Below are 22,839 nucleotides of genomic sequence, written 5' to 3'. Positions count from 1 at the left end.
GGGTGGCGGGCAGTCGCGCGTCCGGCGCGGGTCAGTCCATCGGCGGCGGGCCCGGCGGGTCCTTCGGGAGGCGGGTCGCGACCAGGGCGCCGAGGGCGACGGCCACCGCCGTGGCCAGCAGCGCGAACCGGTAGGGGGCCGGGTCGGTGCCGTGGACGCCGTCCTCGGAGAGGGCGCCGATCAGGGCCGCAGCGCCGGCGATGCCGAAGGCGCCGCCGAGCGTGCGGACGATGGTGAACAGGCCCATCGCGCGGCCCATCGCGGGCGGCGGCACGTCCGCGAACCCGGCGATCTGCACGGTCAGCACGGCGGTGCCCAGGACCAGGCCGACGCCGAACATCAGCGCCCGCACGGCCCAGGCGTTCTCGCCCACGCCGGGCACGGCCAGCGCGGCCAGCACCACGGCCGCCAGCAGCAGGGCGGGCAGCGCGAGCAGGCGCGGGCCGAGCCGGGGAAGCAGCCGGTCCACCACCTGCGAGGCGGCCATCAGGCCGATCGCCTCGGGGAAGACGCTCAGGCCCGCGTCCAGCGCCGAGGCGCCGAGCGCGGCCTGGTAGAGCAGCGGGAAGGCGAACAGCGCGCCCATCAGTCCGGCGGCGGTCAGCAGCGCCAGCCAGCTCGCCGCGCCGAAAGCCCGGTCGGCGAGCAGCCGAAGGTCCACCAGCGGTTCCTCGGCGCGCAGTTGGTGGCGGACGGCGAGGCCGAGCAGCAGCGTGCCGAGCACCCCGGACGCAACCACCGCCGGGGAGCCCCAACCGTGCGCGGGGCCGAATCCGAGCGCGTAGGTGAGCAGGCCGAGGCCGGGGGTGGCGAGCAGGAAGCCGGTGGTGTCGAAGCGGCCGGCCGGCGGCTCCTCCTGGTCGCGCAGCCCGAACAGGCCGGTGAGCACGGCCGCCACCCCGATCGGCACGTTGACCAGGAACAGCCAGTGCCAGGAGAGGTGTTCGGTGAGGAAGCCGCCGAGCGGCGGGCCGAGCGCGGGCATCAGGGCGGTCGGCACGATCAGCACCTTGCCGAGGCCGGCCCGCTCGTGCGGTTCGAAGGCCCGGAACAGCAGTGTCATGCCGACCGGGGTGAGCAGTCCGCCCGCCACTCCCTGCACCGCGCGGGCGGCGGTGAGCGCGCCGAGGCCGGGGGCGGCCGCGCACAGCGCGCTGGCGAGGGTGAAGACGGCGAGCGAGCCGAGGAAGACCCGGCGCACGCCGAAGCGGTCGCCGAGCCAGCCGGCCACCGGGAGGCCGACGGCGAGGCCGACCAGGAAGGCGGTCTCCACCGCGTTGGCGGCGGTGACCGGGCGGCCGAAGTCGCCGGCGATGGTGAACAGGGCCGGGTTGACGATCGTCGAGTCCAGGCCGTTCATGCACATCGCGGCCGTGTAGACGAGCACCACGGCGAGGCGGCCGGCGAACAGCGGGCGCGCCGGGGCTTCCGGCTTGCCGAGGTCGGGGCCGGGCTGGGTGTCCGCCTGGCTCATCGGGCCGGGTTGAGGTCGGTCCAGTGGGCGGTGATCCAGTCGAGGGCGGCGGCGCGCTCGCACGGCCCGTGGGCGACGGTCCAGCCGGCCGGGACGGCGGCGAAGGCCGGCCAGAGCGAGTGCTGGCCCTGGTCGTTGACGAGCGCGAGGAACTCGCCGTCGCCGTCGAAGGGGTTGGCGGGGGCGTCACTCATGGGGTGGGTTCTCCAGACGATCCGGTTGTCGGTGGGTGGCGGCTGACGGATGACAGCTGACAGATTTCAAAATCTGTCAGCTGTCATCCGTTATCTGTTGTCCGAAATCTGTCAGCTGTCGGCTGTCAGTTGTCAGAGCGGGAGTCGAGCGCGGCGAGGTGCTCCGCGACGACGCCCGCGATGTGGGCGATCGGCTCGGGCAGCGTCATGTCCTTGTGCGAGCAGGCGACATTGGTGTTCTCGATCCGCCCGGCCACGTACGGCGTCCACAGCTCGGGCACCAGGGTGTCGTCGATGGTGTCGACGGTGGCGCGGAAGAACAGCACGTCGCCCTCCAAGCGGCGGTGGTCGTAGCCGCGCACCAGGTGGTTGATGTGGAGGTAGATCCGGTTCAGCGCTTCCACCGTGGCGTCGTCCAGGCCCGCCAGCGGGCTGCCCTCACGGCGCAGCACCTCGGTGACGTGGGCGAGTTCGAGCGGTCGGCCGTCGAGGTCCTCCGGCCCGTAGCCGCCCATGGTGAGCAGCGCCTCCAGGGCCTCGGCCTGGTCCGGGACGGGCAGGTCGCGGAAGCCCTCGGCCGGGTAGGCGTCGAGCACGGCCAGCAGTTCGACGGCGCAGCCGAGCTCCTGCAGCCGGGCGGCCATCGCGTGGGCGATGATGCCGCCGGTGGACCAGCCGAGCAGCCGGTAGGGGCCCTCGGGCTGGACCTCGCGCAGCCGGTCGACGTAGTGCGCGGCCAGCTCCTCCATCGTCGCGGGCAGCGGCTCGCCGGCGGTGGCGGCGCCGACGCCCTGCGCCTGGAGGCCGTAGATCGGCACGTCGGCGGGAAGGTTGCGGATCAGTCCGGTGTAGCACCAGCTGAGGCCGCCGGCCGGGTGGACGGCGAACAGCGGGTTGCGCCGGCCGGGGGCGGTGGGCCGCAGCGGCAGCAGGACGTCCAGCGCGTCGGCGCCGGGGGTGTCGGCGGCGAGCGCGGCGTCCAGTGCGGCGACGGTGGGAGCCTGGAACAGCGTGCCGATGCCGACCTCCAGGCCGAGCACGGCGCGGATCCGCCCGGCGAGCCGGACGACCAGCAGGGAGTGGCCGCCGAGCGCGAAGAAGTCGTCCTCGACGCCGACCGCCGGAACGCCCAGGACCTCGGCGAACAGCTCGCAGAGCTGCTGCTCGCGCGGGTTGCGCGGGGGCCGTCCGGCGCCGGTCGCGGGGGCGTCGGGGGCGGGCAGGGCTCGCCGGTCGAGCTTGCCGTTGGCGGTCAGCGGCAGGCGGTCCAGCAGTACGACGGCGGACGGGACCATGTGGACGGGCAGGTCGGCGGCGGCGCGGGTGCGCAGTTCCTCGGCGCCCACCTGCTGCGAGCCGGGGGCGAGGACGGCGTAGCCGACCAGGCGCTTGTCGCCGGGCACGTCCTCGCGGACGATCACGGCGGCGTCGGCGACGGCCGGGTGGGCGGCCAGCACGGCCTCGATCTCGCCGAGTTCGATCCGGAAGCCGCGGATCTTGACCTGCTGGTCGGCCCGGCCGAAGTACTCCAGGACGCCGTCGGCGCGGCGGCGGGCGAGGTCGCCGGAGCGGTACATCCGGGTGCCGCGCTCGCCGAACAGCTCGGCGTAGGGGTCGGCGACGAAGCGCTCGGAGCTGAGCGCGGGCCGGCCGAGGTAGCCGCGGGCGAGGCCGGCGCCGGCCACGTACATCTCGCCGGTGACACCGGGCGGGACGGGCTGGAGGTACCGGTCGAGGACGTAGACCCGCAGGTCGGGGATGTTGACGCCGATGGTGCTGCTGGTGCCGGCGGCGGCGCTCGCCCGGTCGAGGGCGATGTAGGAGACGTGCACGGTCGTCTCGGTGATGCCGTACATGTTGACCAGGGTGGGCGCGTTGTCGGCGTGCCGCTCGTACCAGTCGTCGAGGCGGCCGAGTTCGAGCGCCTCGCCGCCGAACACCACGTAGCGCAGGGCGAGATCGCTGCCGGGACGCTCCCGGTCGGCGGCGCTGAGCTGGTAGAAGGCGGACGGCGTCTGGTTGAGGACGGTCACCTTCTCGCGGGCGAGCAGGTCGAGGAAGGCCGCCGGGTCGCGGCTGACCAGGTGCGGGACGACGACGAGCCGGCCGCCGTGCAGCAGGGCGCCCCACAGCTCCCAGACCGAGAAGTCGAAGGCGTAGGAGTGGAAGAGCGTCCAGGCGTCGTCCGCGCCGAATCCGAACCAGTGGTCGGTGGCGGAGAAGAGCCGGACCACGTTGTGGTGGGTGACGGGCACGCCCTTGGGGCGGCCGGTGGAGCCGGAGGTGTAGATGACGTAGGCGGCGTCCTCGGCGCGCAGTGGCCGGGTGCGCTCGTGCTGGGCCAGCGGGACGGCCGGGAAGGCGTCCGACTCGCCGCCGTCGACCAGGAGTTGCGGCACCTGGTGCTCGGGCATGCGCGGCGCGGTGGCGGCGTCGGTGAGCAGCGCGGCGGGGGCGGCGTCGGCGAGCATGTAGGCGAGCCGGTCGGCCGGGTACTCGGGGTCGAGCGGCAGGTAGGCGGCGCCGGACTTGGCGACCGCGAGCAGCCCGACGACCAGGTCGAGGGAGCGCGGCAGGGCGAGCGCGACGATGGTGCCGGGGCCGATGGCGCGGGCGGCCAGCAGGCGGGCCAGCCGGTCGGCGCGGGCGGCGAGTTCGCGGTAGGTGAGCGATTCGCCGTCGTAACTCGCCGCGACCGCAGCGGGGTTGGCGAGGGCGGCGGCCTCGAAGAGTTCGGGCAGGGTGGCGCCGGGCACGGAGGCGACGGGGGCGCCGTTCCACTCGACCAGGGCCCGATGCCGGTCCTGCTCGCCGATCAGCGGGAGCCGGCCGATGGCGGTGTCGGGCGCGGTGGCGGCGGCGGTGAGCAGCCGGGTGAGGCGTTCGGAGAGCGCCTGGACGGTGGCCTCGTCGAAGAGGTCGGTGCGGTACTCCAGGAAGCCGCCGATGCCGCCTTCGGGCAGTTCGCCCGCGTTGAGGGTGAGGTCGAACTTGGCGGTGCCGGAGGGGATCGCGGCGATGGTGGCGGTGAGGCCGCCGCCGAGCTCGAACTCCCGGTCGGGGACGGACTGCCAGGCGAGCATGACCTGGAACAGCGGGTGGCGGGCGAGCGAGCGGGGCGGGTTGAGCTCCTCGACCAGGCGGTCGAAGGGCAGGTCGGCGTGGTCGTGGGCGCCGAGCACGGCGGTGCGGGCGCGGCCGAGCAGGTCGCGGAAGGTGGGTTCGCCGGACGTTTCGGTGCGCAGGACCACGGAGTTGACGAAGTAGCCGACCAGGGCGGCGGTCGCGTCGGAGTCGCGCCCGGCGACGGGGGTGCCGATGGGGATGTCGGTGCCGCAGCCGTGCCGGGTGAGCAGCGCGGCGAGGCCGGCCTGGACGGCGGTGAACACGCTGGCGCCGGTCGTGCGGGCGAGGGCGGCGAGCGCGGCGTGGGCGTCGGCGTCCAGGTGGAACGGCACGGTGGCACCGTGGTGGGCGGCGACGGCGGGTCGGGGGCGGTCGGTGGGCAGGTCGAGCTGGTCGGGCAGGCCCGCCAGGGTCTTGCGCCAGTGGTCGAGTTGGCGGACGGCGAGCGGGCTGGGCTCGTCGGCGGTGCCGAGCAGCCGGGCCTGCCAGTCCACGTGGTCGGCGAACTGGACGTCGAGCGGTGGAAGTTCGGGGGCGTGGCCGGCGAGGCGGGCGCCGTAGGCGGCGGCGAGGTCGCGGGCCAGCGGGGTGGTGGAGGCGCCGTCGCCGGCGATGTGGTGGAGCAGCAGGAGGAGGGTGTGGGTGTCCGCCGCCCCGCCGTCAGGGCTGCCGTCCGACCCGTCTTCCGGGCTGCCGTCCGGGTTCCCGAACAGCGTGGCCCGCAGCGGGGGTTCGGCGCCGAGGTCGAAGGCGTGGCGGACGGCGTCGGCGAGCGGGCCGGTGCCGTGGTGCAGCTCGACCGGGCCGGGCGGCAGGATCCGCTGGTACGGCTCGCCGTCGGCGGACTCGCCGTAGACGGTGCGCAGGGTCTCGTGGCGGGCCGCGAGGTCGCCCACGGCGAGCGCGAGTGCGCCGCGGTCGAGCGGGCCGGTGAGGGTGAGGGCGAGCGGAATGTTGTAGGTGGGGCTGGGGCCTTCGAGCCGGTAGTGGAACCAGAGGCCGCGCTGGGCCGGGGAGAGCGGCATCCGTTCGGTGCGTCGGACCGGAGCCAGGGCGGGGCGCGGCTCGGGGGCGGAGCGCTCGCGCAGCAGGGCGGCGAGGGCGGCCGGGGTGGGGTTGTGGAAGACGTCGGCGAAGCCGATCGCCGCGCCGAGGCTCTCGCGCAGCCGGGCGGCGAGTCGGCCGGCCAGCAGGGAGTGGCCGCCGAGGTCGAAGAAGTCGGCGTCTCGGGAGGGGAGTTCGCCGCACTCCAGGAGGTCGGCGAACAGCCCGCAGATGATCTCCTCCTGCGGGGTGGCGGGTGCGGCGCCGCTCTGCCGCTCGGCGGCTTCGGGCTCGGGCAGGGCGCGGTGGTCGAGCTTGTCGTTGCCGGTGCGCGGCAGGTCGTCGAGGACGAGGACGGCGGCGGGCACCATGTGCTCGGGCAGCCGGGCGGCGAGGGCGGTGCGCAGCGCGGCCGGGTCGAGGGCGGCGCCGGCGGCGGGGACGGCGTAGCCGAGCAGCCGCTTGCCGTTCGGGCCGGGGCGGGCGATGACCACGGCCCGGTCGACGCCGGGGAGTTCACCGAGGACGGCGGCGATCTCGCCGGGCTCGATCCGGAAGCCGCGGATCTTCACCTGGTCGTCGGCGCGGCCGAGGAACTCCAGGGTGCCGTCGGGGCGGCGGCGGGCGAGGTCGCCGGTGCGGTACATCCGGCCGCCGGGCGGGCCGTAGGGGTCGGCGAGGAAGCGCTCGGCGGTGAGGTCGGGGCGGCCGAGGTAGCCGCGGGCCAGGCAGGCGCCGGCGACGTACAGTTCGCCGGTGGCGCCGTCGGGGGCGGGGCGCAGCGAGCCGTCGAGGACGTAGGCGCGCGAGCCGCGCACGACGCGGCCGACGGGGGTGCCGTCGGGGCCGGGGGTCCAGGAGTAGGCGTCGACGGTGGTCTCGGTGGGGCCGTAGAGGTTGACGGGGGTGAGGCCGTCGGCGGCGGCGAGGCGGCGCCAGAGCGGGTCGGGGGTGGCCTCGCCGCCGACGGCGATCACGGCGGGGCGGTGCCGGTCCTCGGCGAGCAGGCCTTCGGCGAGCAGGACGTCGAGGTAGGAGGGGGTGACGTCAAGGTAGTCGATCCGCTCGCGGTGGACGTGGGCGGCGAGGGCGGCCGGGTCGCGGTAGGTGTCGTCGTCGAGCAGGTGGAGTTCGTGGCCGTGGAGCATCCACAGCACCGGGTCCCAGGAGGCGTCGAAGGCGAAGGAGGCGCTGTGGGCGATGCGCAGGCGTTCGCGGCCGGTGCGGGCGACGGCGGGGGCGATGTGGTCCTCGCCGTGGCCGGCGTGCAGGTTGGCGAGCGAGGCGTGGGTGACGACGACGCCCTTGGGGCGGCCGGTGGAGCCGGAGGTGTGCAGCAGGTAGGCGGTGTGCGCGGGGTCGGGCGCGGGCAGCGGTTCGGCGGGGAGGGCGGCGAGGTCGGCGCGCACGGCGGGGTCGTCGAGGGCGACGGCGGGGCGCTCGGCCGCGCCGGGGAGGGCGGCGAGGGCCTCGGCGGTGCCGACGGCGCAGACGGGGCGGGTGTCGTCGAGGATGTCCGCGATGCGCTGCCGGGGGTGGGCGAGGTCGAGGGAGAGGCAGGCGCCGCCGGCCTTGAGCACGGCGAACATGGCGACCAGGGTGTCGGCGCCGCGCGGCATGGCGAGGGCGACGGGGGTTCCGGCGCCGGCGCCGAGGGCGGTGATCCGGTGCGCCAATCGGGTTGCGGCGGCGTCGAGTTCGGTGAAGGTGAGGGTGGTGTCGCCGCTGCGCAGGGCGACCGCGTCCGGGGTGCGGGCGGCCTGATCGGCGAGCAGCTCGGGCACGGTGCGGGTGGCGGGGGGTTCGGTGCGGCCGGCGGTGGCGCGGCGCAGCGCGTCCTCGTCGAGCAGGTCGATCCGGGCGATCGGGGTGTGCGGGTCGTCGAGCAGCAGGGCGGCGAGGCCGTCGAGGTAGCGCAGCAGGCCGTCGCGGTGGGCGGCGAGGGCGTCGGCGCCGTACTGGTCGGGGTGGGCTTCGAGGCCGATCCGCAGGGCGCCGTCGGGGCCGGGCGAGACGGCGAGCGCGAGGTCGTCGACGGGGCCGGCGGCGAGGTTGCGGACGGTGGCGGGCAGGCCGGCGAGGTCGAGGTCGCCCTCGAAGGCCTTGATGTTGACCATCGGTCCGAACAGGGCGCGGCGGGTGCCGGTCTGGGCGAGGTCGCGGCGCAGGTCCTCCAGCGGGTAGCGCTGGTGGCGGCGGACGTCGCGGACCTCCAGGACGACGCGGCGCAGCAGTTCGGCGGCGGTGTCACGGGGCCGGACGGCGAGGCGCAGCGGCAGGACGTTGGCGGTCGCGACGGGGGTGCGCAGGGCGGCGGGGCCGCGGCGGTTGGCGAGCGGCAGGCCGAGGACGACGTCCTCGGTGCCGGCGAGGCGGTGCAGGTAGCCGGCGGTGGCGGCGATGACGAGTTCGGCCCAGGTGGCGCGGGCGGCCTTGGCGGCGGCCTCCAGGCGGGGCAGGGTGCCGGCGGGCAGTTCGGCGGCGAGCCGGGGCAGGCCCGCGAGGCCGGCGGGGGTGCCGCCGGGGAGGGTGGCGGGGGCATCGGCGCCGGTCAGCCGCTCGCGCCAGAACTCCCGGTCGGCGGCGTGCTCGTGGCCGGCCCGGTAGGCGGCCTCCTCGGCGGCGACCTCGGCGGGGGTGGCGAAGGTGCGGTCGGTGGGGCGGGTGCCGGTGGTGAGCGCGGTGTAGAGCTCGGCGACCCGGCCGGTGAGCAGGGTGAGGGCGTAGGCGTCGACGGCGAGGTGGTGGACGCGCTGGTACCACCAGTGGCGTTCGTCGGCGAGGCGGATGAGGGCCTGGGTGAAGAGCGGGCCTTCGGCGAGGTCGACGGGGCGGGCGAGGTCGGCGCGCATCCAGGCCTCGGCGGTGGCCTCGGGGTCGGCGTCGGCGCGCAGGTCGAGGTGGTGCAGGGGCCAGGCGCGGCCGGGGGTGAGGCGCTGGTGGGGGGCTTCGCCGCGGCCGTCGGTGACGACGACGGCGCTGAGCGCGTCGGCCTCGCCGACGGCCCGGCGCAGGGCGGTCTCGAAGAGCTCGGCGTCGAGCGGGCCGGTGATCTCGACGGCGTCGCCGGTGTTGTAGACCGGGCTGTCGGGGTCGAGCGCCTGGGCGTACCAGATCGCCGCCTGGGTGGCGAGCAGCGGCACGTCGGCTGCGGCGGGGACGGCGACGGGGTCGGACGCGGCCTGGTGGCGACGCATGGTTCTGAGAGCTCCTCGGGTCCGGCGCAACGGAACGCCTAATGCCTACTTAGGTTAGCCTAAGCTATCTGTATATCGTCTGGTCAACAGCCTGCCGGGAGGCAGGCCCTGACGCCCCCGGAGGCGCCGATGTCCCCCCTGAACGCGAGCGAGCCGGCCGCGAGCGCATCGCCCCTGGCCGACCCCGGACTGAAGGAGGCGGTGCGCGAGCGCGTCCTCGCCCACCGGGACGAGCTGCTCGCGCTCAGCCGCCGCATCCACGCCCATCCGGAGACCGCGTTCGAGGAGCACCGGGCCGCCGAGTGGTGCGCCGAACTGCTGCGCGCCCACGGCTTCGCCGTCACGCCGGGCGCGCACGGCCTGCCCACCGCCTTCGACGCCCGCCTCGGCGCCGGGCCGGTCACCGTCGCCGTGGTCTGCGAGTACGACGCGCTGCCCGGCCTCGGCCACGCCTGCGGCCACAACCTCATCGCCGCCGCCGGCCTCGGCGCCGCGCTCGGACTCGCCCCGTACGCGGAGCGGCTCGGGCTCACCGTGCGGGTGATCGGCGCGCCGGCCGAGGAGCGCGGGGCCGGAAAGGCGCTGCTGCTGGACGCGGGCGCCTTCGACGGCGTGGACGCCGCGATGATGGTCCACCCCTGCCCGGTGGAGGTCGCCGACTTCCACTCCTTCGCGCTCGGCACCCTCTCCGTCCGCTACACCGGGCGCGCCGCCCACCCGAGCCTCAACCCGCACGAGGGCCGCAACGCCGCCGACGCGCTCACCGTCGCCCAGGTCGCGCTCGGGCTGCTGCGCCAGCAACTGCCGCCGCACTGGCGGGTGCACGGCATCACCACGGCCGCGGGGACGGCGCCCAACCTGATCCCCGACAGCGCCGCCGCCGAGTACGAGATCCGCGCCTCGGCGGCCGAGGACCTCGCGGAGCTGCGCGCCCGGGTCGAGGACTGCTTCCGGGCGGGCGCGCTGGCCACCGGGTGCGAGGTCGAGCTGACCCGGCCCGAGCCGGACTACCTGGACTTCCGCAGCGACGCCGGGCTGCTCGCCCTGTGGCGGGCCAACGCGGCGGCGGCGGGCCGCCCCGAGCCGGTCGAGAGCGGGCCGTTCGCCTGCACGGACATGGGCAACGTCTCGCACGCCCTGCCGGCCATCCACCCGGTACTGGACATCACAGGCGGCGCCTGCGGGCCGCACGAGGCGGCGTTCGCCGAGGCCGCCGTCTCGCCGGAGGCGGACCGGGCGATCGTGGAGGGCGCCGTCGCGATGGCGTGGACGGCGGCGGACTTCGCGGCGGCGCGGCAGGTGCCGGCCGGGGGCTGAGGCCTGGCGGCTGACGGCTGACAGATAACAGCTGACAGATTTCAAAATCTGTCAGCTGTTATCTGTTATCTGAAATCTGTCAGTTGTCAGCTGTCAGCCGTCAGCCCGCCGGCGGCCCGGGCCGTCAGCCGCGCTCCGGGACCAGGTGCACCGGCCCCGGCTCGGGCAGCAGCTCGCCGAGCACCGAGGGTGCGGCGCGCAGCGCCGTCACACCGGCCTCGCGCACCAGCTCCCCCACCTCGCCCGGCCGGTCCGGATCGGCCAGCACCAGCGCCGCCCCGGTCCGCAGCGGCCACAGGAACTCCCACAGCGGCAGCCCCAGTTGGAGCACCCGGTCACCGGGCCCCAGTCCGTACGCGGCCTGCAGCTCGCGCACCCTGCGGTCCACCTCGGCGTGCGTCGTCCACACCCCGGCCGGCCGCCCGCCCGGGCCGTACGCCCGGCAGAGCGGGTGCTGGGGGGTGAGCGCGCGCGGCGGGTCGGTGACCGCCCGCCCGGCCAGTTCGGCGGCGGCCGGCCGTTCGGCGGCCGGCACCCCCTCCCCCAGCACGCAGACCGGCGCCGCGTCGGCCAGCAGCCAGGCCAGCCGCCCAGGCGCGTCGTCCGGGTCCAGCGGCAGGTACGCCGCGCCCGACTTGGCCACCGCCAGCAGCGCCGGCACCAGGTCGGCCGGGCGGGTGAGCGCCAGGCCGACGACCGTACCGGGGCGGGCGCCGCGGTCCGCCAGGCAGCGCGCCATCCGGTTGGCCGTGGCGTTCAGCTCGCCGTAGCCCACCGCCGCCCCGCCCGCCGGAAGCAGCGCCGGGGCGTCCGGCGTCCGCGCGGCCTGCGCCTCGAACGGTCCGATCGCCGTGGTCGCCGGCCACCGCCGGTCCCCGGCGGGCCGGGCCGCCCCCGTGCCCGGCTCCATCAGGACGCGCCGAGCAGCTCGGCCCAGGCCTCGACGGCCGGGCGCTCGGCCAACTGCAGAAAGGCCACCTCGGCGCCCTCGGAGCGCCAGCGCTCCGCCAACGCCATCAGCCGCACCGAGTCCAGGCCCCAGTCCGCCAGGTTCTCGTCCAGCGGGATGTCCGCCGGCTCCTCGCCGAGCAGGTCGGCGACCTCGGCCCGGATCCGCTCCACGGTGAAGGCCATGCCCGTCACTTCCCTTCCAGTACGGCGTCGGTGGCGGTGACCACGCCGCAGCGCCCGGCCACCCAGGTGAGCGCGGCGCGGTGCTCGTCCGCGCCGAAGTCGGCGACCGCGTCGGCCACCACGAAGGCCCGCACATCGCGCATCCAGGCGTCGCAGGCGGTGGCCTGCACACCGATGTGCGCGTACACGCCGGTGATCACCAGCTCGTCGCGGCCCTGCTCGCGCAACAGCTCGTCCAGGTCGGTGCGGACGAAGGCGCTGTACTTCCACTTGGTGAGCAGGCGGTCGCCCTCGGCCGGGGCGACGGCGTCGGCGACGGCCGCCGCGTGCGGGTCGTCCGGGATGCCCGGGCCCCAGAAGTCCTGCTGCAGGCCGCGCTGTTCGGGGCTCTGCCCGCCGGGCTGCGCCGAGTAGACGACCGGCACGCCGTGCTCGGCGGCCCAGGCGCGCAGCCGGTTGATGTTGGCGAACAGCTCGGTGACCGGCGAGGCCGTCGTGTCGAAGGCGTTCAGGAAGTGGTTCTGCAGGTCGTGCACCAGCAGCACGGCCCGGGACGGGTCGACCGTCCAGTCGACCCGGTTGGCCGGGAGTTCGGCGACGGCGGGCATCAGGTAGGAGGGGATGCGGGGCAGGCCCACGGCGGTGCGTCCTTAGCGTGTCAGGGAGTTCGGGGTGTTCAGGGGGTGGTGAGGGTGGCGGCTATGGCGGCGCGCAGGTCCTTCTTGCTGACCTTGCCGATGCCGGTGGCGGGGAAGGCGTCGACGAACTCCACCCGGTCCGGGACCTTGAAGTCGGCCAGTCCGCGCCCGCGCACGAAGCGCTTCAGCTCGATGGACTTCGGCGGCTTCGCCCGGTGCTCCTCGCGCAGCACCACGTAGGCGCAGGTGCGCTCGCCGAGGTAGGGGTCGGGCATCGAGACCACGGCCGCGTCGTGCACGGCGGGGTGGGCCAGCAGGTGGTTCTCGATCTCCTCGGCGGCGACCTTCTCACCGCCCCGGTTGATCTGGTCCTTGGCCCGGCCCTCGACCACCAGGTGGCCGGTGGCGGTGCGCCGGACCAGGTCGCCGGTGCGGTAGAAGCCGTCCGCGGTGAAGGAGGCGGCGTTGTGCTCGGGCGCGTTCCAGTAGCCGCGGATCGTGTACGGGCCGCGGGTGAGCAGGTGCCCGGTGGCGCCGTCGGGCAGGTCCTGGTCCTGGTCGTCGACCACCCGCACCTCGTCGTCCGGGGAGATCGGAAGGCCCTGGGTGGTGACGACGACCTCCTCCGGGTCGTCCAGCCGGGTGTAGTTGACCAGGCCCTCGGCCATCCCGAACACCTGCTGGAGGGTGCAGCCCAGCACCGGGCGCACCCGCCGGGCGGCCTCCTCGCTGAACTTGGCGCCGCCGACCAGCAGCACCTCCAGGCTCTCCAGCCCGGTCGGACCGCCGGCCGCCCGGCGCCGCTCGGCGGCCTCCAGCCAGAGCAGCGCCAGCGGCGGCACCAGGCCGGTGATGGTCACGCCCTCGCGCTCGATCAGCGGGAACGCCGTCTCGGGGCTGGGCTGCGGGCAGAGCACCACCTTGCCGCCCGCGTACAGCGTGCCGAGCGAACCCGGGGAGCTGAGCGGGAAGTTGTGGGCTGCGGGCAGCACCACGAGGTAGACGCTGCGCTCGTCCTGGCCGCAGAGCCCGACCGAGCCGCGCAGCGAGTAGATGTAGTCGTCGTGGGTGCGCGGGATGAGCTTGGGCACGCCCGTGCTGCCGCCGGACAGCTGGAGGAACGCGACGTCCCCGGGCTGCGGTTCGGGTCCCTCGGCGCCGGAGGGGTCCACCGGGACGTCGGCCAGCGGCGTGTGCTCGCCCGCGTCGCCCCCGGCCACCAGGACGTGCCGCAGCGTCGGCGTCTCCGCCCGTACCCGGGTGGCGAGTTCGCGGTAGTCGAAGCCGCCCTCGACGGCCGGGACGACGTAGCCGACGGCGCCGGTGAAGGCGCAGAAGTAGGAGATCTCGGTGTACCGGTGCGCGGGCAGCGCGAAGACCGGCAGCGCACCGATCCGGAAGAGCCCGAAGACCACCTCGAAGAACTCGGCGGTGTTGGGGAGCTGGACCACCACGCGCTCGCCCCGGCGGATGCCGCGGGCGCGCAGTCCGGCGGCCATCCGGTCGGCCCGGCGGTCGAGTTCGGCGTACGTCCAGCGGCGGGCCGGGTCCTCGCCGCTGCCGCCGGCCGGGTCGACGATCGCGATCCGGTCGGGGTGGGCGGCGGCGCGCTCGCGCAGCATCGAGCCGAAGGTCTCGCCGCGCCAGTGGCCGGCGGCCCGGTAGCGCTCGGCGAACTCCGCCGGGTACGGGGTGAATCCGGCGAGCACCCGCTCCATCGGGTCCGCCGGGTCCAGGTCGAGCGGTTCGGTCACGGTCTCCCCCGGGGTGGTCAGGTCGCTCACCGCGGAACCCCCGCGGCGTCCAGGAAGGTGCGGAACTTGGCACTGGTCTCCGCGAGTTCGGCCTCCGGCCGGGACTCGGCGACCACGCCCGCGCCCGCGAACACCCGCAGGGTTCGCTCGTCGGCCTCGGCGCAGCGCAGGGTGACCACCCACTCGCCGTCGCCGTCGGCGTCGCCCCAGCCGACCATGCCCGCGTACAGGCCCCGGTCGAACGGCTCGATCTCGCGGATCGCCTCGCGGGCGAGCGGCGTCGGGCTGCCGCAGACCGCCGGGGTCGGGTGCAGGGCGACGGCCAGCTCCAGGGCGGAGACCGCCGGGTCGGCCAGCTCGGCGGTGATGGTGGTGGCCAGGTGCCACATCGCGGCGGTGCGCACCAGGGTGGGCCGCTCCGGCACGTCCAGGGTGCGGCAGTAGGGCGCGAGGGCGGTGCGGATGGCGTCCACCACGAAGGCGTGCTCGTGCAGGTCCTTGGGGGACTCCAGCAGCGCGGCGGCGCGCCGGACGTCCTCGCCGAGGTCGGCGCTGCGCGGCACCGAGCCGGCCAGCGGGTTGGCGACGACGGCGGTGCCGCGGCGCGAGAGGAGGAGTTCGGGGCTGGCGCCGATCAGGGTGCGGCCGCCGCCGGCCGGGACGCCGAAGGTGTAGCCGCCGGGGTCGCGGCGGGCGAGGCGCTGGAGGATCGCGGGCAGGTCGAGCGGGCGGTCGGCGTGCAGCTCCAGGGTGCGGGCGAGCACCACCTTGCTCAACTCGCCGCCCCGGAGCCGGTCGACGGCCTCGGCGACGCCGCTGCCGTAGGCCTCGGGGGCGGGGACCGGGCGGACGTTCCAGTCGATCCGGTCGGCGGCCGGGGCGGGCAGGGCGATCAGCGGGTCGTCGCGCAGGGCGCCGCAGGTGCGCAGCCGGGCGGGGACGGCGAGTTCGGCGCGGCTGTCGTGGTCGAACGCCACCGCGCCCACCACCAGCGGGTGTTCGACGCCGTCGCGGCGGGCCCGGGCGAGGGTGTCGGCGACCCGCTCGACCAGCGGGCGCCCGTCCTGGGGCACCCGGGCGTGCACGCCCTCGGCGAGCAGCGTGCGGGTCGGGGAGGCGAAGAACGCCTCGTCGGGCGCGGCCCGATACTGGCCCAGCAGCCCGCTGGCCGCGCCGATGACGGTGTGGTCCGTCCCGGCGGGGGCGTGGTGCACCGTGGTCACCTGGATTCTCCCAGTCTGCGAGTGGTCGCCGGGCCTCGCTCGTCGCGGTGGCCGGCGGGTGGTGTGGTTCGGGCCCGCGTTCCCCGGTGGGGGTGCGCGGCTCCGGTGGGGCGGCGGGTGGGGGCGCTGCTCGTCCCCGGTCGCGGCCCGCGCGGTCGTCCGGGTGCCCGGACTGCCGGGGTGTCAGGCGCGCAGGGTGGCGCCGCCGTCCACGTAGAGGTCGTGCATGGTGATGTGGCGGGCCCGGTCGGAGACCAGGAAGGCCACCGCCTCGGCGATGTCGGCGGGTTGGGCGATCCGGCCGAGCGGGATGCCGACCCGGTAGCCGGCCAGGTCGCCGTCGATGACGCGCTGTTCGGCGGCGGCCGCGTCGTCGCTCCACAGCGCGCGCTGCATCTCGGTGTCGGTGGAGCCGGGCGAGACGATGTTGCAGCGCACTCCGGAGCGGCCGAGTTCCAGGCCGAGACAGCGGGTGAACATGGTGGCCGCCGCCTTGGAGGCCGCGTAGGCGGACATGCCGGTGCGCGGCACGCCGGCGGCGTTGGAGCCGACGGTGACGATGGCGCCGCCGCCGCGCCCGGCCATCCGCCGCCCGACCGCGCGGGACAGGTGGAAGACCCCGGTGGTGTTGACGGCGAAGGTGTCGGCCCAGTCCTGGTCGCTCAGCTCGACGGCCGGTGCGGCACGCAGTATTCCGGCGACGTTCACCAGGATGCCGACCGGGCCGAGTTGATCCTCGATCAGGGCGACGGTGGACTCGACGGCGGCGGCGTCGGCGACGTCCAGCAGGTAGGGGTGGACGGGCCCGCTCGCGGCCCGCTCGCCCGGGCCCGCCGCCAGCTCGTCCGCGAGTGCGGCGAGCGGGCCGGGGTTGCGGTCGGCCGCCGCGACGACGGCGCCCGCGTCGACGAGCGCGCGCGTCACCGCCGCACCGATGCCCTGCCCGGCGCCGGTGACGATCGCGACGGCGCCGGCGAGTTCGGACTGCTGCACAGGAAAATCCCCTCCGACCAGCGACATTAGGCAAGGCTAACCTAACACAACTGTTCGGGTCCGCCGAGAGGTCGCGCAAGGCCCGGCGGCCCCTGCGGGGTCGTCAACTGCGTGCGCCCGCCGAGGCGGAGCATCGGGCGCCCGCCGGGCTGCCACAGGGCTGCCACCGGACCCCGACCGGACTGCCGCCGGGCCGCCATCGGGACGGTCGGGCCGCCACCGGGCCACTGCCGGGCTGCCGCCGGGCTTGAATGTAGACGCAACGTTGCGTCCAGTGTTACGGTCGCCGCATCGTTGAACCGAGACGCAACGTTGCGTCCACTTTTCGGATCCCACCACCTCGCACCGAGGAACACCCATGCCCCTCGCCCCGCCCCGGCCCTCCGGCGGCGCCCTCGCCCCGGCCGCCGTCGCCCTCGCCTTCTGGGTCACCATGGCCGGCACCACCGTCCCGACCCCGCTCTACCCCCTCTACCAGCACGCCTTCGGCTTCTCGACCTTCACCGTCACGGTGATCTTCGCCGTCTACGCCCTCGGTGTCGTCGCCGGACTGCTCGCCCTCGGCCGCCTCTCCGACCAGATCGGCCGCCGTCCCGTCATGCTGACCGCCCTGCTGCTCGCCGCGGCCGCCGCCGGGCTCTTCGAGGTAGCCGACTCACTGCCCTGGCTGCTCGCCGCCCGGGTGCTGTCCGGGTTCGGCGCCGCCCTCGTCACCGGCGCCGCCACCGCCGCCCTGCTCGACCTCGCGCCGCCGGAACGCCGCCTGCGCGCCCAGACCCTGGCGCTCGCCGCCAACATGGGCGGCCTGGCCGGCGGCACCCTGTTCGCCGGCATCCTCGCCGAGTGGGCCGGCTCGCCGCTGCGGCTGCCCTGGACGGTGACGCTCGTCCTCATCGGCATCGCCCTGCTGGGCCTGCTCGCCGTCCCCGAGACGGTGCCCGCCGAGGTGCGTGCCGCCTCCCGGTTCCGGCTGCGCCTCCAACCGCTGCGCATCCCGCCCGCGATCCGCCCCGCCTTCCTGCGCGCCGCGCTCGCCGGGGGCGCCGGATTCGCCGTCACCGGCGTGCTGACGGCGGTCAGCGGGCTCTTCCTGGCCACCGTGCTCGACCTGCGCCACCACGCGCTGACCGGCTTCGTCGTCGCCCTGGCGTTCCTGTTCACCGCCCTCGGACAGCTGCTGGTCCGGGTGCTGCCGCCGGCCCGCGCGCTGCCGCTGGCCTGCGCCGGGCTGGTGCTGGCCGCCGCGCTGATCGCCGGCGCGCTGCTCGGCGCGACGCTGCCGCCGCTGCTGCTCGGCGCCTGCGTCAACGGGCTCGCCACCGGCACGGCCATCGGCACCGGACTGGGCACCATCAACGGAGGGGTGGCGCCGCACCAGCGCGGCGAGACGGTCTCCGCCTTCTTCGCGGTGCTGTTCACCATGCTCTCGCTGCCGGTGATCGGCGTCGGCGTGCTCGTCCGGGCGACCGATCTGCGGACCGGCGGGGTCGTCTTCAGCGCCGTGGTCGCCCTGCTGGCGCTGGTGATCGCGGCCGGGCTGGTCCGGCGTCCGGGCGGCGCGGGACGGGTGGCGGCCGACGAGGAACGGGTGCCCGCCGCGCGCGCCGAGGAGGCGTGAGAGGATGTCCGCGACGATCGCCCCCGGCCCCCAGCGGCCCCCGGACAAGGACCAGCACGCCATCACCGCCGCCCAGCCCCGCCCCGCCACCGGAAGCCGCGCCGCCGGCCGCCGTGCGACCGCCGCCGCGCCCGCTTCCGCGTCCGTGACCCCGGCGAACGGCAAGGGCAAGGGGGCCGCCGCCTCCGGCGGCAGCGGACGGCGCAGCGAGGCCGCGCGCCTGGCCGTGCTGAACGCCGCCGACGACCTCCTGGTGGAGCAGGGCTTCGAGGGCCTCACCATCGAGGGCATCGCGGCCGCCGCCGGGGTCGCCAAGCAGACCATCTACCGCTGGTGGAAGTCCAAGGTCGACATCCTCTTCGACAACCTCGTCCTGGACGCCGGCACCGCCCTGGCCTGGCCCTCGGAGACGCCCTCCACTCCGGCCGACCTGCGCGCCTACGTCCACCGGTTCGCCGTCTTCCTCGGCACCGACCCGGCCGGACAGGTCCTCCAGGCGCTCCTCGGGCACGCCCAACTGGACGCCCGGACCGCCGAGTTGCTGCACGGCGGGTTCCTGGACGAGCTGCGCGCCCGGGACGTCGCGCACACCCGCGCCTGCCTGGGCCCGACCCCGGGCGACGGCGACAGCACCGGCAGCGACACCGGCACCGGCACCGGCACCGGCACCGGCGAAGACGCCGCCGCCGTGCTGCTGGACGCCCTGCTCGCCCCGCTCTACCACCGCGCCCTGGTGCTGCGCCGCCCGCTGGACGCCGCGTTCGTCGACGCGCTGCTCGACCAGCACCTTCCCCGCTGACACACCCCTCTTTTCCCAACCGCGCCGCCCGCGGCCCGTGTTCACCTCCGGGCCCGCCGCCGGCGTCATCCGATCCCTGCCAGGAGTCACCGTGTTCCGTCGCCCCCGACCGACCTTCGACGTGCAGGTCGTCGCCGTCACCCCGCTCACCCCGGCCCTCGTCCGGCTCACCTTCACCGGTCCCACCCTGGACGCCCTCGCCATCGAACACCCCACCCAGTGGGTCAAGTTGGAGATTCCCGAGGGCCATTCCCGGGCCTACACCATCCGCCATCACCGCCCCGCCGAGCGCGAGGTCGACATCGACGTCGTGCTGCACGGCAACGGGCCGGTCTCCCGCTGGTCCGAGGTCGCCCGCCCCGGCGACGCGGCCCGGCTGGCCGGACCGCGCGGCCGCCGGCCCTCCTTCGAGGGCGCCGGGCACGCGCTGCTCGCCGCCGACGAGAGCGCGCTGCCCGCCGCGCTCAGCATCCTCGACGACCTCCCGCCGGCCGTCCCGGCCTCCCTGTTCGTCGAGGTCGGCGACGCCACCGGGGCCGGCCTGCCGCTGCCCGACCGCGCCGGCCTGACCGTCCACTGGCTGACCCGCCACCCGGACCTGCCGAAGGGCGGCACGCTCGCCGACGCCCTGCTCGCCACCGACGTCCCGGACGGCACCACGGCCTGGCTGGCGGGCGAGGCGCACGCCGTGGCGACCGTCCGCCGCCATCTGCTCACCGACTGGGCGCTGCCGCGCGAGCGCGTCCACAGCAAGGGCTACTGGAAGCACGGCGAGGCCGACCACAAGGAGTGACGGACCGTCAAGGTCGGTGTTGCAGGCCTCTTTCCGCAGCGGCGGCCGCGGTGTGGAGCTCGGTGGCCGGATCCCCCCCCCGGTACGCCGGGGCCGGTCAGCACGGCACGGACGGCGGCGAGCGCGGCAGGCAGTTCGCGCCCGTCCGCCTCGGCCGTCCCGACGTCCGGGAACACCCCTTCGGGCTCCGACACCCGCACCAGGCTGGCGAGCGCCGGGCGGCCGTCGCGCTCGAACGCGTAGTTGCGGCAGCGCTTCTCGAGGGAGAGGGCCGGCCGGTGACCGAGGCCGCGCACGATCGCGTGCGCGGCCTCGCCGTCGGCCATCCGCGTCTCGTGCTCCGGCCCGGTCCCCGACGCCTCGTCCGCCCGGGCGTCCTTGTGCGTCAGCAGCGCCGTCCGGCCGCCGTCCGCGCCGGTCACCCCGCTGATGCGCAACTCGCGGTCGGTGGCAGCGATTTGCCCGTCCGTCGTGTCGTCGTAGGTGTCCCGGTGGGCTTCGACGCGCCCCGGCCGGTACGCGCCCTCCAGCCGGCGCAGCACCGCGCCGGTTCGCGTACCACCGCCTTCAGCTCCGCCTCGATCACCGCTCGCCCCCGCCGCGCTCCGCCTGCCGGTACGGCCCCAGGAAGTAGGACAGCGCCGCGAGCGAGGCGCCGTCGGCCACCTCGCCCGCCGTGAGCAGCTTCACCACCTCGCCCTCGGTCAGCCACTCCACCCGGCTCGCCTCCGCCCGGTCCACCGGCTCGCCGATCCGCGTCGCGCCGGTGGCGTGGAAGGAGTGGAAGTGCATCGTGGAGATGCCCGACATCGCGTCGAACCCCGTCAGCGGCACGACCTCGCCCGGCCGCCAGCCGGTCTCCTCCTCGATCTCGCGGGCAGCCGCCGTCGCAGGCTCCTCGCCCGGTTCCACCCACCCGGCAGGCAGCTCCCAACCCCACCGGCCGGTGATGAACCGGTGCCGGTGGAGCAGCAGGAAGCGCCCGTCCCCGTCCGTCACCACCGCGTTGGCGCACTCCTTCGGCATCCGCAGCACATGGTGGTCGACCCGGCCGACGCCGGGGATGTCCACATCGTCCAGCCAGAGCTCCACCCATGGCGACCCGTACACCTGTCGCCGCCCGTGCACCTCCCACTGCGCCACTGCCCGCACCCGCCTGCTCAGCGCGAAACGGCGGGGGTGGAGGCGGGGGCCGGGGTCCGCGCATTCTGCGAGGACTGCGAGGACTGCGAGGACTGCGACGGCTGGGAGGTCCGCGGGGTGCCGGTCGAGGAGGCGGGCGGGGAGGCGGCGGCGCCGTTCGGGGAGGCAGCGCCGGAGGCGGGCGCGGCGCCCGGGGCGGGGGCGAGGCCGGTGCAGCCGCGCAGGCCGTCGCGGCGCTTGAGGGCGGCGGCCGCGGTGGCACCGGACTGCGGCACCGGCACGCCCTTGTCGTCGATGGTCGCCGGCACGAACGCCTCGCCGAGCACCTTTCCGGCCGGGCTGACGGTCAGCGTGGTGACCCCGGTCTCGTTGGAGTTGGCGTAGTTGGAGGTGCCGTACCAGAGGAAGTTGCCGAAGCCGTACCCGATGTAGGTGTCCCCGAGCATGCCGGAGCCGACCATGGTGTGCGCGTGCGTGCCGACCACGGCGGTCGCGCCCGCGGCGGCGAGCTTCTTGGCGATGGCGGTCTGCGCGCCGGTGGGGCAGGCCTTGCCCTCGTCGCCCCAGTGCAGGTAGACGAGCACCACCGGCGCCTGCCGCTTCGCCTCCCCGACCGCCTTGACCAGCGCGGCGGCGTCCAGCGCCGAGGCGATGCCGGGCTTGTTCGCGCCGGCCCGCCACTTCTGGTTGGTGAGGTCCTCGACTTGGCTGGCCGCGACCACCGCGACCTTCACCCCGCGCACGGTGGTGACGTAAGGGGCGTACGCCTCCTGGGAGTTGCGGCCGAAACCGACGACCGGAACCGGCGAGGAGGCCTTCGCGGCCAGGGTGTCGGCGAGGCCGTCCGCGCCGAAGTCGACGGCGTGGTTGTTGGCGAGCGAGACGACGTCGACGCCGGAGTCCTTCAGCGCGGTGAGCGCCTTGGGCGAGGTACGGAAGGTGTACGTCTTCGGTTCGGCGGCGCCGCGTTCGGTGATCGCGGTCTCCAGGTTGAGCACGGCCAGGTCGGCGGCGGAGAGGGTCTTGGCGATCGGGCCGAGCGCGGTCTCGGGCGGCTGTACGGCGAGCCGGGCCTCGGTGCGGCCCTCGAAGTGCACGTCCCCGGCGAACGCCACCGTGATGCTGCCGTCGGGGCGGGGCGCGTCGCCGGACGCCTGGTCACCGGAGCCGTCGGAAGCGTTCGGCGAGGCCTTCGCGGCAGCCGCGTCGGCCGCCGCCTTGGCGGACCTGGAGGCCTTGACGGTGGCCGGATCGGGGTCGTCCGGCCCGCAGGCGGTCGCGGACATCAGGCTGAGCAGCAGTGCGACGGCGGCCGCGCCACGGCGCATGTGTGTTCCCCCAAGGTCGGTCCAGGAGCGGTCAGCCTACGCCACTCCCCCGCTCCCCCTTCGCCCCGCCTCCACAACCGACACCCGCTCGTCGCCCGGCGTTCGACCACCCCGGCAGGCCTTCCCGGGGCGGGCCCGTCGGCGCGCTCCGGGCCGGTCCGTCCCAAGCCGGCGGCCGGTCCTGGCCATCCCGTCCCTGGCGCGGCGCCCGGGTCGCGCGCAGCGTGGAAAGGTGGAGGCCTCGTGGGAGCGCGGCGGCCGTGACGACAGGCGGGTGGTGTGGGCCATGGCCGGCTACGGGAGCACGGGCACCGGGCGGCGGATCGTGGTCGGGATCGATGGCTCGGCGCCCTCGAAGGCGGCGCTGCGCTGGGCGGTCGGACAGGCGGTGCTGACCGGGGCGACGGTGCACGCGGTGGCCGCGTGGGAGTACCCGTCGCTGTACGGCTGGTTCGCACCGATGGTGGACGACGGCTTCGAGCAGTCGGCGCGCCGGACGCTGACCGTCGAGGTGGACGAGGTGATCGGCGAGCGGCGACCGGTACCGGTCGAGGAGAGCCTGGTGCTGGGGCACGCGGCCGAGGTGCTGCTGGAGGCGGCCGAGGGCGCCGACCTTCTGGTGCTCGGCAGCCGGGGCCGCGGGACCTTCGCCCGGACGCTGCTGGGGTCGGTGAGCGCGCGCTGCGCCGTGCACGGGTCCTGCCCGGTGGTGATCGTCCGTGCGGACGGCACGGCCGCGGCACCCGCCCCGCTCGCGGCGGGCGCGGGGGCGGGAGCGGGAGCGGAGGACACGGAGGGCGACAGCGGGGAGCCGGCCGTCCGGACCAAGGACTGGCAGCTGACCCTGCACGTCGTCGAGGACCGCGACACCACCCGGGTGCACGCCGTGCTGGACGCCGACGGCGACGTGCTGCACAGCGACGCCCTCGCCCGGCGCAATCCGCACGACGCCCCGGCGCCGGCGGTGGGCGACGACTTCGCGGTCGGCCGCGCCCTGGTCGACCTCGGCCACCAGTTGCTCCGCGCGGGCACCCACGGTGCCACCGGGTCCGCCGAGGAGTGAC

The 22,839-nt window shown here is 75.7% G+C and carries 17 protein-coding genes; 5 read left to right on the top strand and 12 right to left on the bottom strand.

What is annotated here, in order from left to right:
- Positions 1-31: 31 nt before the first annotated feature.
- The 3 genes from ACFU74_RS06715 to ACFU74_RS06705 form a co-directional block, all read right to left on the bottom strand.
- On the bottom strand, positions 32-1,474 hold the full coding sequence (locus ACFU74_RS06715; protein WP_380752812.1) for a DHA2 family efflux MFS transporter permease subunit: 1,443 nt from the start codon (positions 1,472-1,474) through the stop codon (positions 32-34).
- The gene (locus tag ACFU74_RS06710) at positions 1,471-1,668 is read right to left on the bottom strand and encodes an MbtH family protein (protein WP_380752810.1); all 198 of its coding nucleotides are present in this window, start codon (positions 1,666-1,668) and stop codon (positions 1,471-1,473) included. The genes ACFU74_RS06715 and ACFU74_RS06710 overlap by 4 nt, the downstream gene beginning before the upstream one ends.
- Before the next feature lie 125 nt (positions 1,669-1,793).
- The gene (locus ACFU74_RS06705; RefSeq protein ID WP_380752807.1) at positions 1,794-9,035 is read right to left on the bottom strand and encodes an amino acid adenylation domain-containing protein; all 7,242 of its coding nucleotides are present in this window, start codon (positions 9,033-9,035) and stop codon (positions 1,794-1,796) included.
- A 129-nt stretch (positions 9,036-9,164) separates the two neighbouring features.
- On the opposite strand from ACFU74_RS06705, the gene ACFU74_RS06700 reads away from it, so the two are divergent.
- A complete protein-coding gene (locus ACFU74_RS06700; RefSeq protein WP_380752805.1) occupies positions 9,165-10,352 on the top strand; it encodes an amidohydrolase in 1,188 nt (395 codons plus the stop codon).
- A gap of 124 nt (positions 10,353-10,476) precedes the next feature.
- Here ACFU74_RS06700 and ACFU74_RS06695 read toward each other — a convergent pair whose 3' ends face one another.
- The 6 genes from ACFU74_RS06695 to ACFU74_RS06670 form a co-directional block, all read right to left on the bottom strand.
- Positions 10,477-11,262, bottom strand: coding sequence for an AMP-binding protein (locus ACFU74_RS06695; protein WP_380752802.1), 786 nt, complete (start codon positions 11,260-11,262; stop codon positions 10,477-10,479).
- Complete coding sequence (locus tag ACFU74_RS06690; RefSeq protein WP_376149829.1) at positions 11,262-11,486, bottom strand: phosphopantetheine-binding protein; 225 nt, start codon at positions 11,484-11,486, stop codon at positions 11,262-11,264. Before ACFU74_RS06690 ends, ACFU74_RS06695 begins: the two co-directional genes overlap by 1 nt.
- A gap of 5 nt (positions 11,487-11,491) precedes the next feature.
- The gene (locus ACFU74_RS06685) at positions 11,492-12,124 is read right to left on the bottom strand and encodes an isochorismatase family protein (RefSeq protein ID WP_380752799.1); all 633 of its coding nucleotides are present in this window, start codon (positions 12,122-12,124) and stop codon (positions 11,492-11,494) included.
- Between the two features lie 38 nt (positions 12,125-12,162).
- Entirely contained in the window at positions 12,163-13,842 is a 1,680-nt protein-coding gene (locus tag ACFU74_RS06680; RefSeq protein WP_380752823.1) for a (2,3-dihydroxybenzoyl)adenylate synthase, read from the bottom strand.
- A 62-nt stretch (positions 13,843-13,904) separates the two neighbouring features.
- Positions 13,905-15,107 (bottom strand): isochorismate synthase DhbC, encoded by a 1,203-nt coding sequence (gene dhbC, locus ACFU74_RS06675; protein ID WP_380752820.1) that lies wholly within the window; start codon positions 15,105-15,107, stop codon positions 13,905-13,907.
- A gap of 177 nt (positions 15,108-15,284) precedes the next feature.
- A complete protein-coding gene (locus ACFU74_RS06670) occupies positions 15,285-16,121 on the bottom strand; it encodes a 2,3-dihydro-2,3-dihydroxybenzoate dehydrogenase (protein WP_380752797.1) in 837 nt (278 codons plus the stop codon).
- 331 nt (positions 16,122-16,452) lie between these two features.
- Here ACFU74_RS06670 and ACFU74_RS06665 point away from each other — a divergent pair, with 331 nt between their 5' ends.
- From ACFU74_RS06665 to ACFU74_RS06655, 3 genes are all read left to right on the top strand, one after another.
- Positions 16,453-17,712: an MFS transporter gene (locus ACFU74_RS06665; RefSeq protein ID WP_380752795.1), complete on the top strand. Its 1,260-nt coding sequence runs from the start codon at positions 16,453-16,455 to the stop codon at positions 17,710-17,712.
- Between the two features lie 4 nt (positions 17,713-17,716).
- Positions 17,717-18,511 carry a TetR/AcrR family transcriptional regulator gene (locus tag ACFU74_RS06660; protein ID WP_380752792.1) on the top strand — a complete coding sequence of 265 codons (795 nt, stop codon included), beginning with the start codon at positions 17,717-17,719 and terminating at the stop codon, positions 18,509-18,511.
- Positions 18,512-18,602: 91 nt separating this feature from the next.
- Positions 18,603-19,304 (top strand): siderophore-interacting protein, encoded by a 702-nt coding sequence (locus ACFU74_RS06655; RefSeq protein WP_380752789.1) that lies wholly within the window; start codon positions 18,603-18,605, stop codon positions 19,302-19,304.
- Here the strand turns inward: ACFU74_RS06655 and ACFU74_RS06650 are convergent.
- From ACFU74_RS06650 to ACFU74_RS06640, 3 genes are all read right to left on the bottom strand, one after another.
- Positions 19,268-19,846, bottom strand: a complete 579-nt coding sequence (locus tag ACFU74_RS06650) for an adenylyl cyclase (RefSeq protein ID WP_380752787.1) — start codon at positions 19,844-19,846, stop codon at positions 19,268-19,270. The genes ACFU74_RS06655 and ACFU74_RS06650 overlap by 37 nt on opposite strands.
- A 40-nt stretch (positions 19,847-19,886) precedes the next feature.
- Positions 19,887-20,396, bottom strand: coding sequence for an NUDIX hydrolase (locus tag ACFU74_RS06645; RefSeq protein WP_380752785.1), 510 nt, complete (start codon positions 20,394-20,396; stop codon positions 19,887-19,889).
- Positions 20,397-20,464: 68 nt separating this feature from the next.
- Entirely contained in the window at positions 20,465-21,775 is a 1,311-nt protein-coding gene (locus ACFU74_RS06640; protein ID WP_380752782.1) for a CapA family protein, read from the bottom strand.
- A 232-nt stretch (positions 21,776-22,007) separates the two neighbouring features.
- Between ACFU74_RS06640 and ACFU74_RS06635 the strand changes: the two genes are divergently transcribed.
- The gene (locus tag ACFU74_RS06635; protein WP_380752780.1) at positions 22,008-22,838 is read left to right on the top strand and encodes a universal stress protein; all 831 of its coding nucleotides are present in this window, start codon (positions 22,008-22,010) and stop codon (positions 22,836-22,838) included.
- Position 22,839 lies beyond the last annotated feature (1 nt).

It is taken from the genome of Kitasatospora sp. NPDC057500 (assembly GCF_042802195.1).
Taxonomy (GTDB): domain Bacteria; phylum Actinomycetota; class Actinomycetes; order Streptomycetales; family Streptomycetaceae; genus Kitasatospora.
This window is presented reverse-complemented; position numbering and strand designations above follow the sequence as displayed.

What these genes read in the sequence shown, in the direction of transcription:
- ACFU74_RS06715 (WP_380752812.1), bottom strand. Translation starts at nt 1,474, where the DNA reads ATGAGCCAGGCGGACACCCAGCCCGGCCCCGACCTCGGCAAGCCGGAA.
- ACFU74_RS06710 (WP_380752810.1), bottom strand. Translation starts at nt 1,668, where the DNA reads ATGAGTGACGCCCCCGCCAACCCCTTCGACGGCGACGGCGAGTTCCTC.
- ACFU74_RS06705 (WP_380752807.1), bottom strand. Translation starts at nt 9,035, where the DNA reads ATGCGTCGCCACCAGGCCGCGTCCGACCCCGTCGCCGTCCCCGCCGCA.
- ACFU74_RS06700 (WP_380752805.1), top strand. Translation starts at nt 9,165, where the DNA reads ATGTCCCCCCTGAACGCGAGCGAGCCGGCCGCGAGCGCATCGCCCCTG.
- ACFU74_RS06695 (WP_380752802.1), bottom strand. Translation starts at nt 11,262, where the DNA reads ATGGAGCCGGGCACGGGGGCGGCCCGGCCCGCCGGGGACCGGCGGTGG.
- ACFU74_RS06690 (WP_376149829.1), bottom strand. Translation starts at nt 11,486, where the DNA reads ATGGCCTTCACCGTGGAGCGGATCCGGGCCGAGGTCGCCGACCTGCTC.
- ACFU74_RS06680 (WP_380752823.1), bottom strand. Translation starts at nt 13,842, where the DNA reads ATGGAGCGGGTGCTCGCCGGATTCACCCCGTACCCGGCGGAGTTCGCC.
- ACFU74_RS06670 (WP_380752797.1), bottom strand. Translation starts at nt 16,121, where the DNA reads ATGTCGCTGGTCGGAGGGGATTTTCCTGTGCAGCAGTCCGAACTCGCC.
- ACFU74_RS06665 (WP_380752795.1), top strand. Translation starts at nt 16,453, where the DNA reads ATGCCCCTCGCCCCGCCCCGGCCCTCCGGCGGCGCCCTCGCCCCGGCC.
- ACFU74_RS06660 (WP_380752792.1), top strand. Translation starts at nt 17,717, where the DNA reads ATGTCCGCGACGATCGCCCCCGGCCCCCAGCGGCCCCCGGACAAGGAC.
- ACFU74_RS06640 (WP_380752782.1), bottom strand. Translation starts at nt 21,775, where the DNA reads ATGCGCCGTGGCGCGGCCGCCGTCGCACTGCTGCTCAGCCTGATGTCC.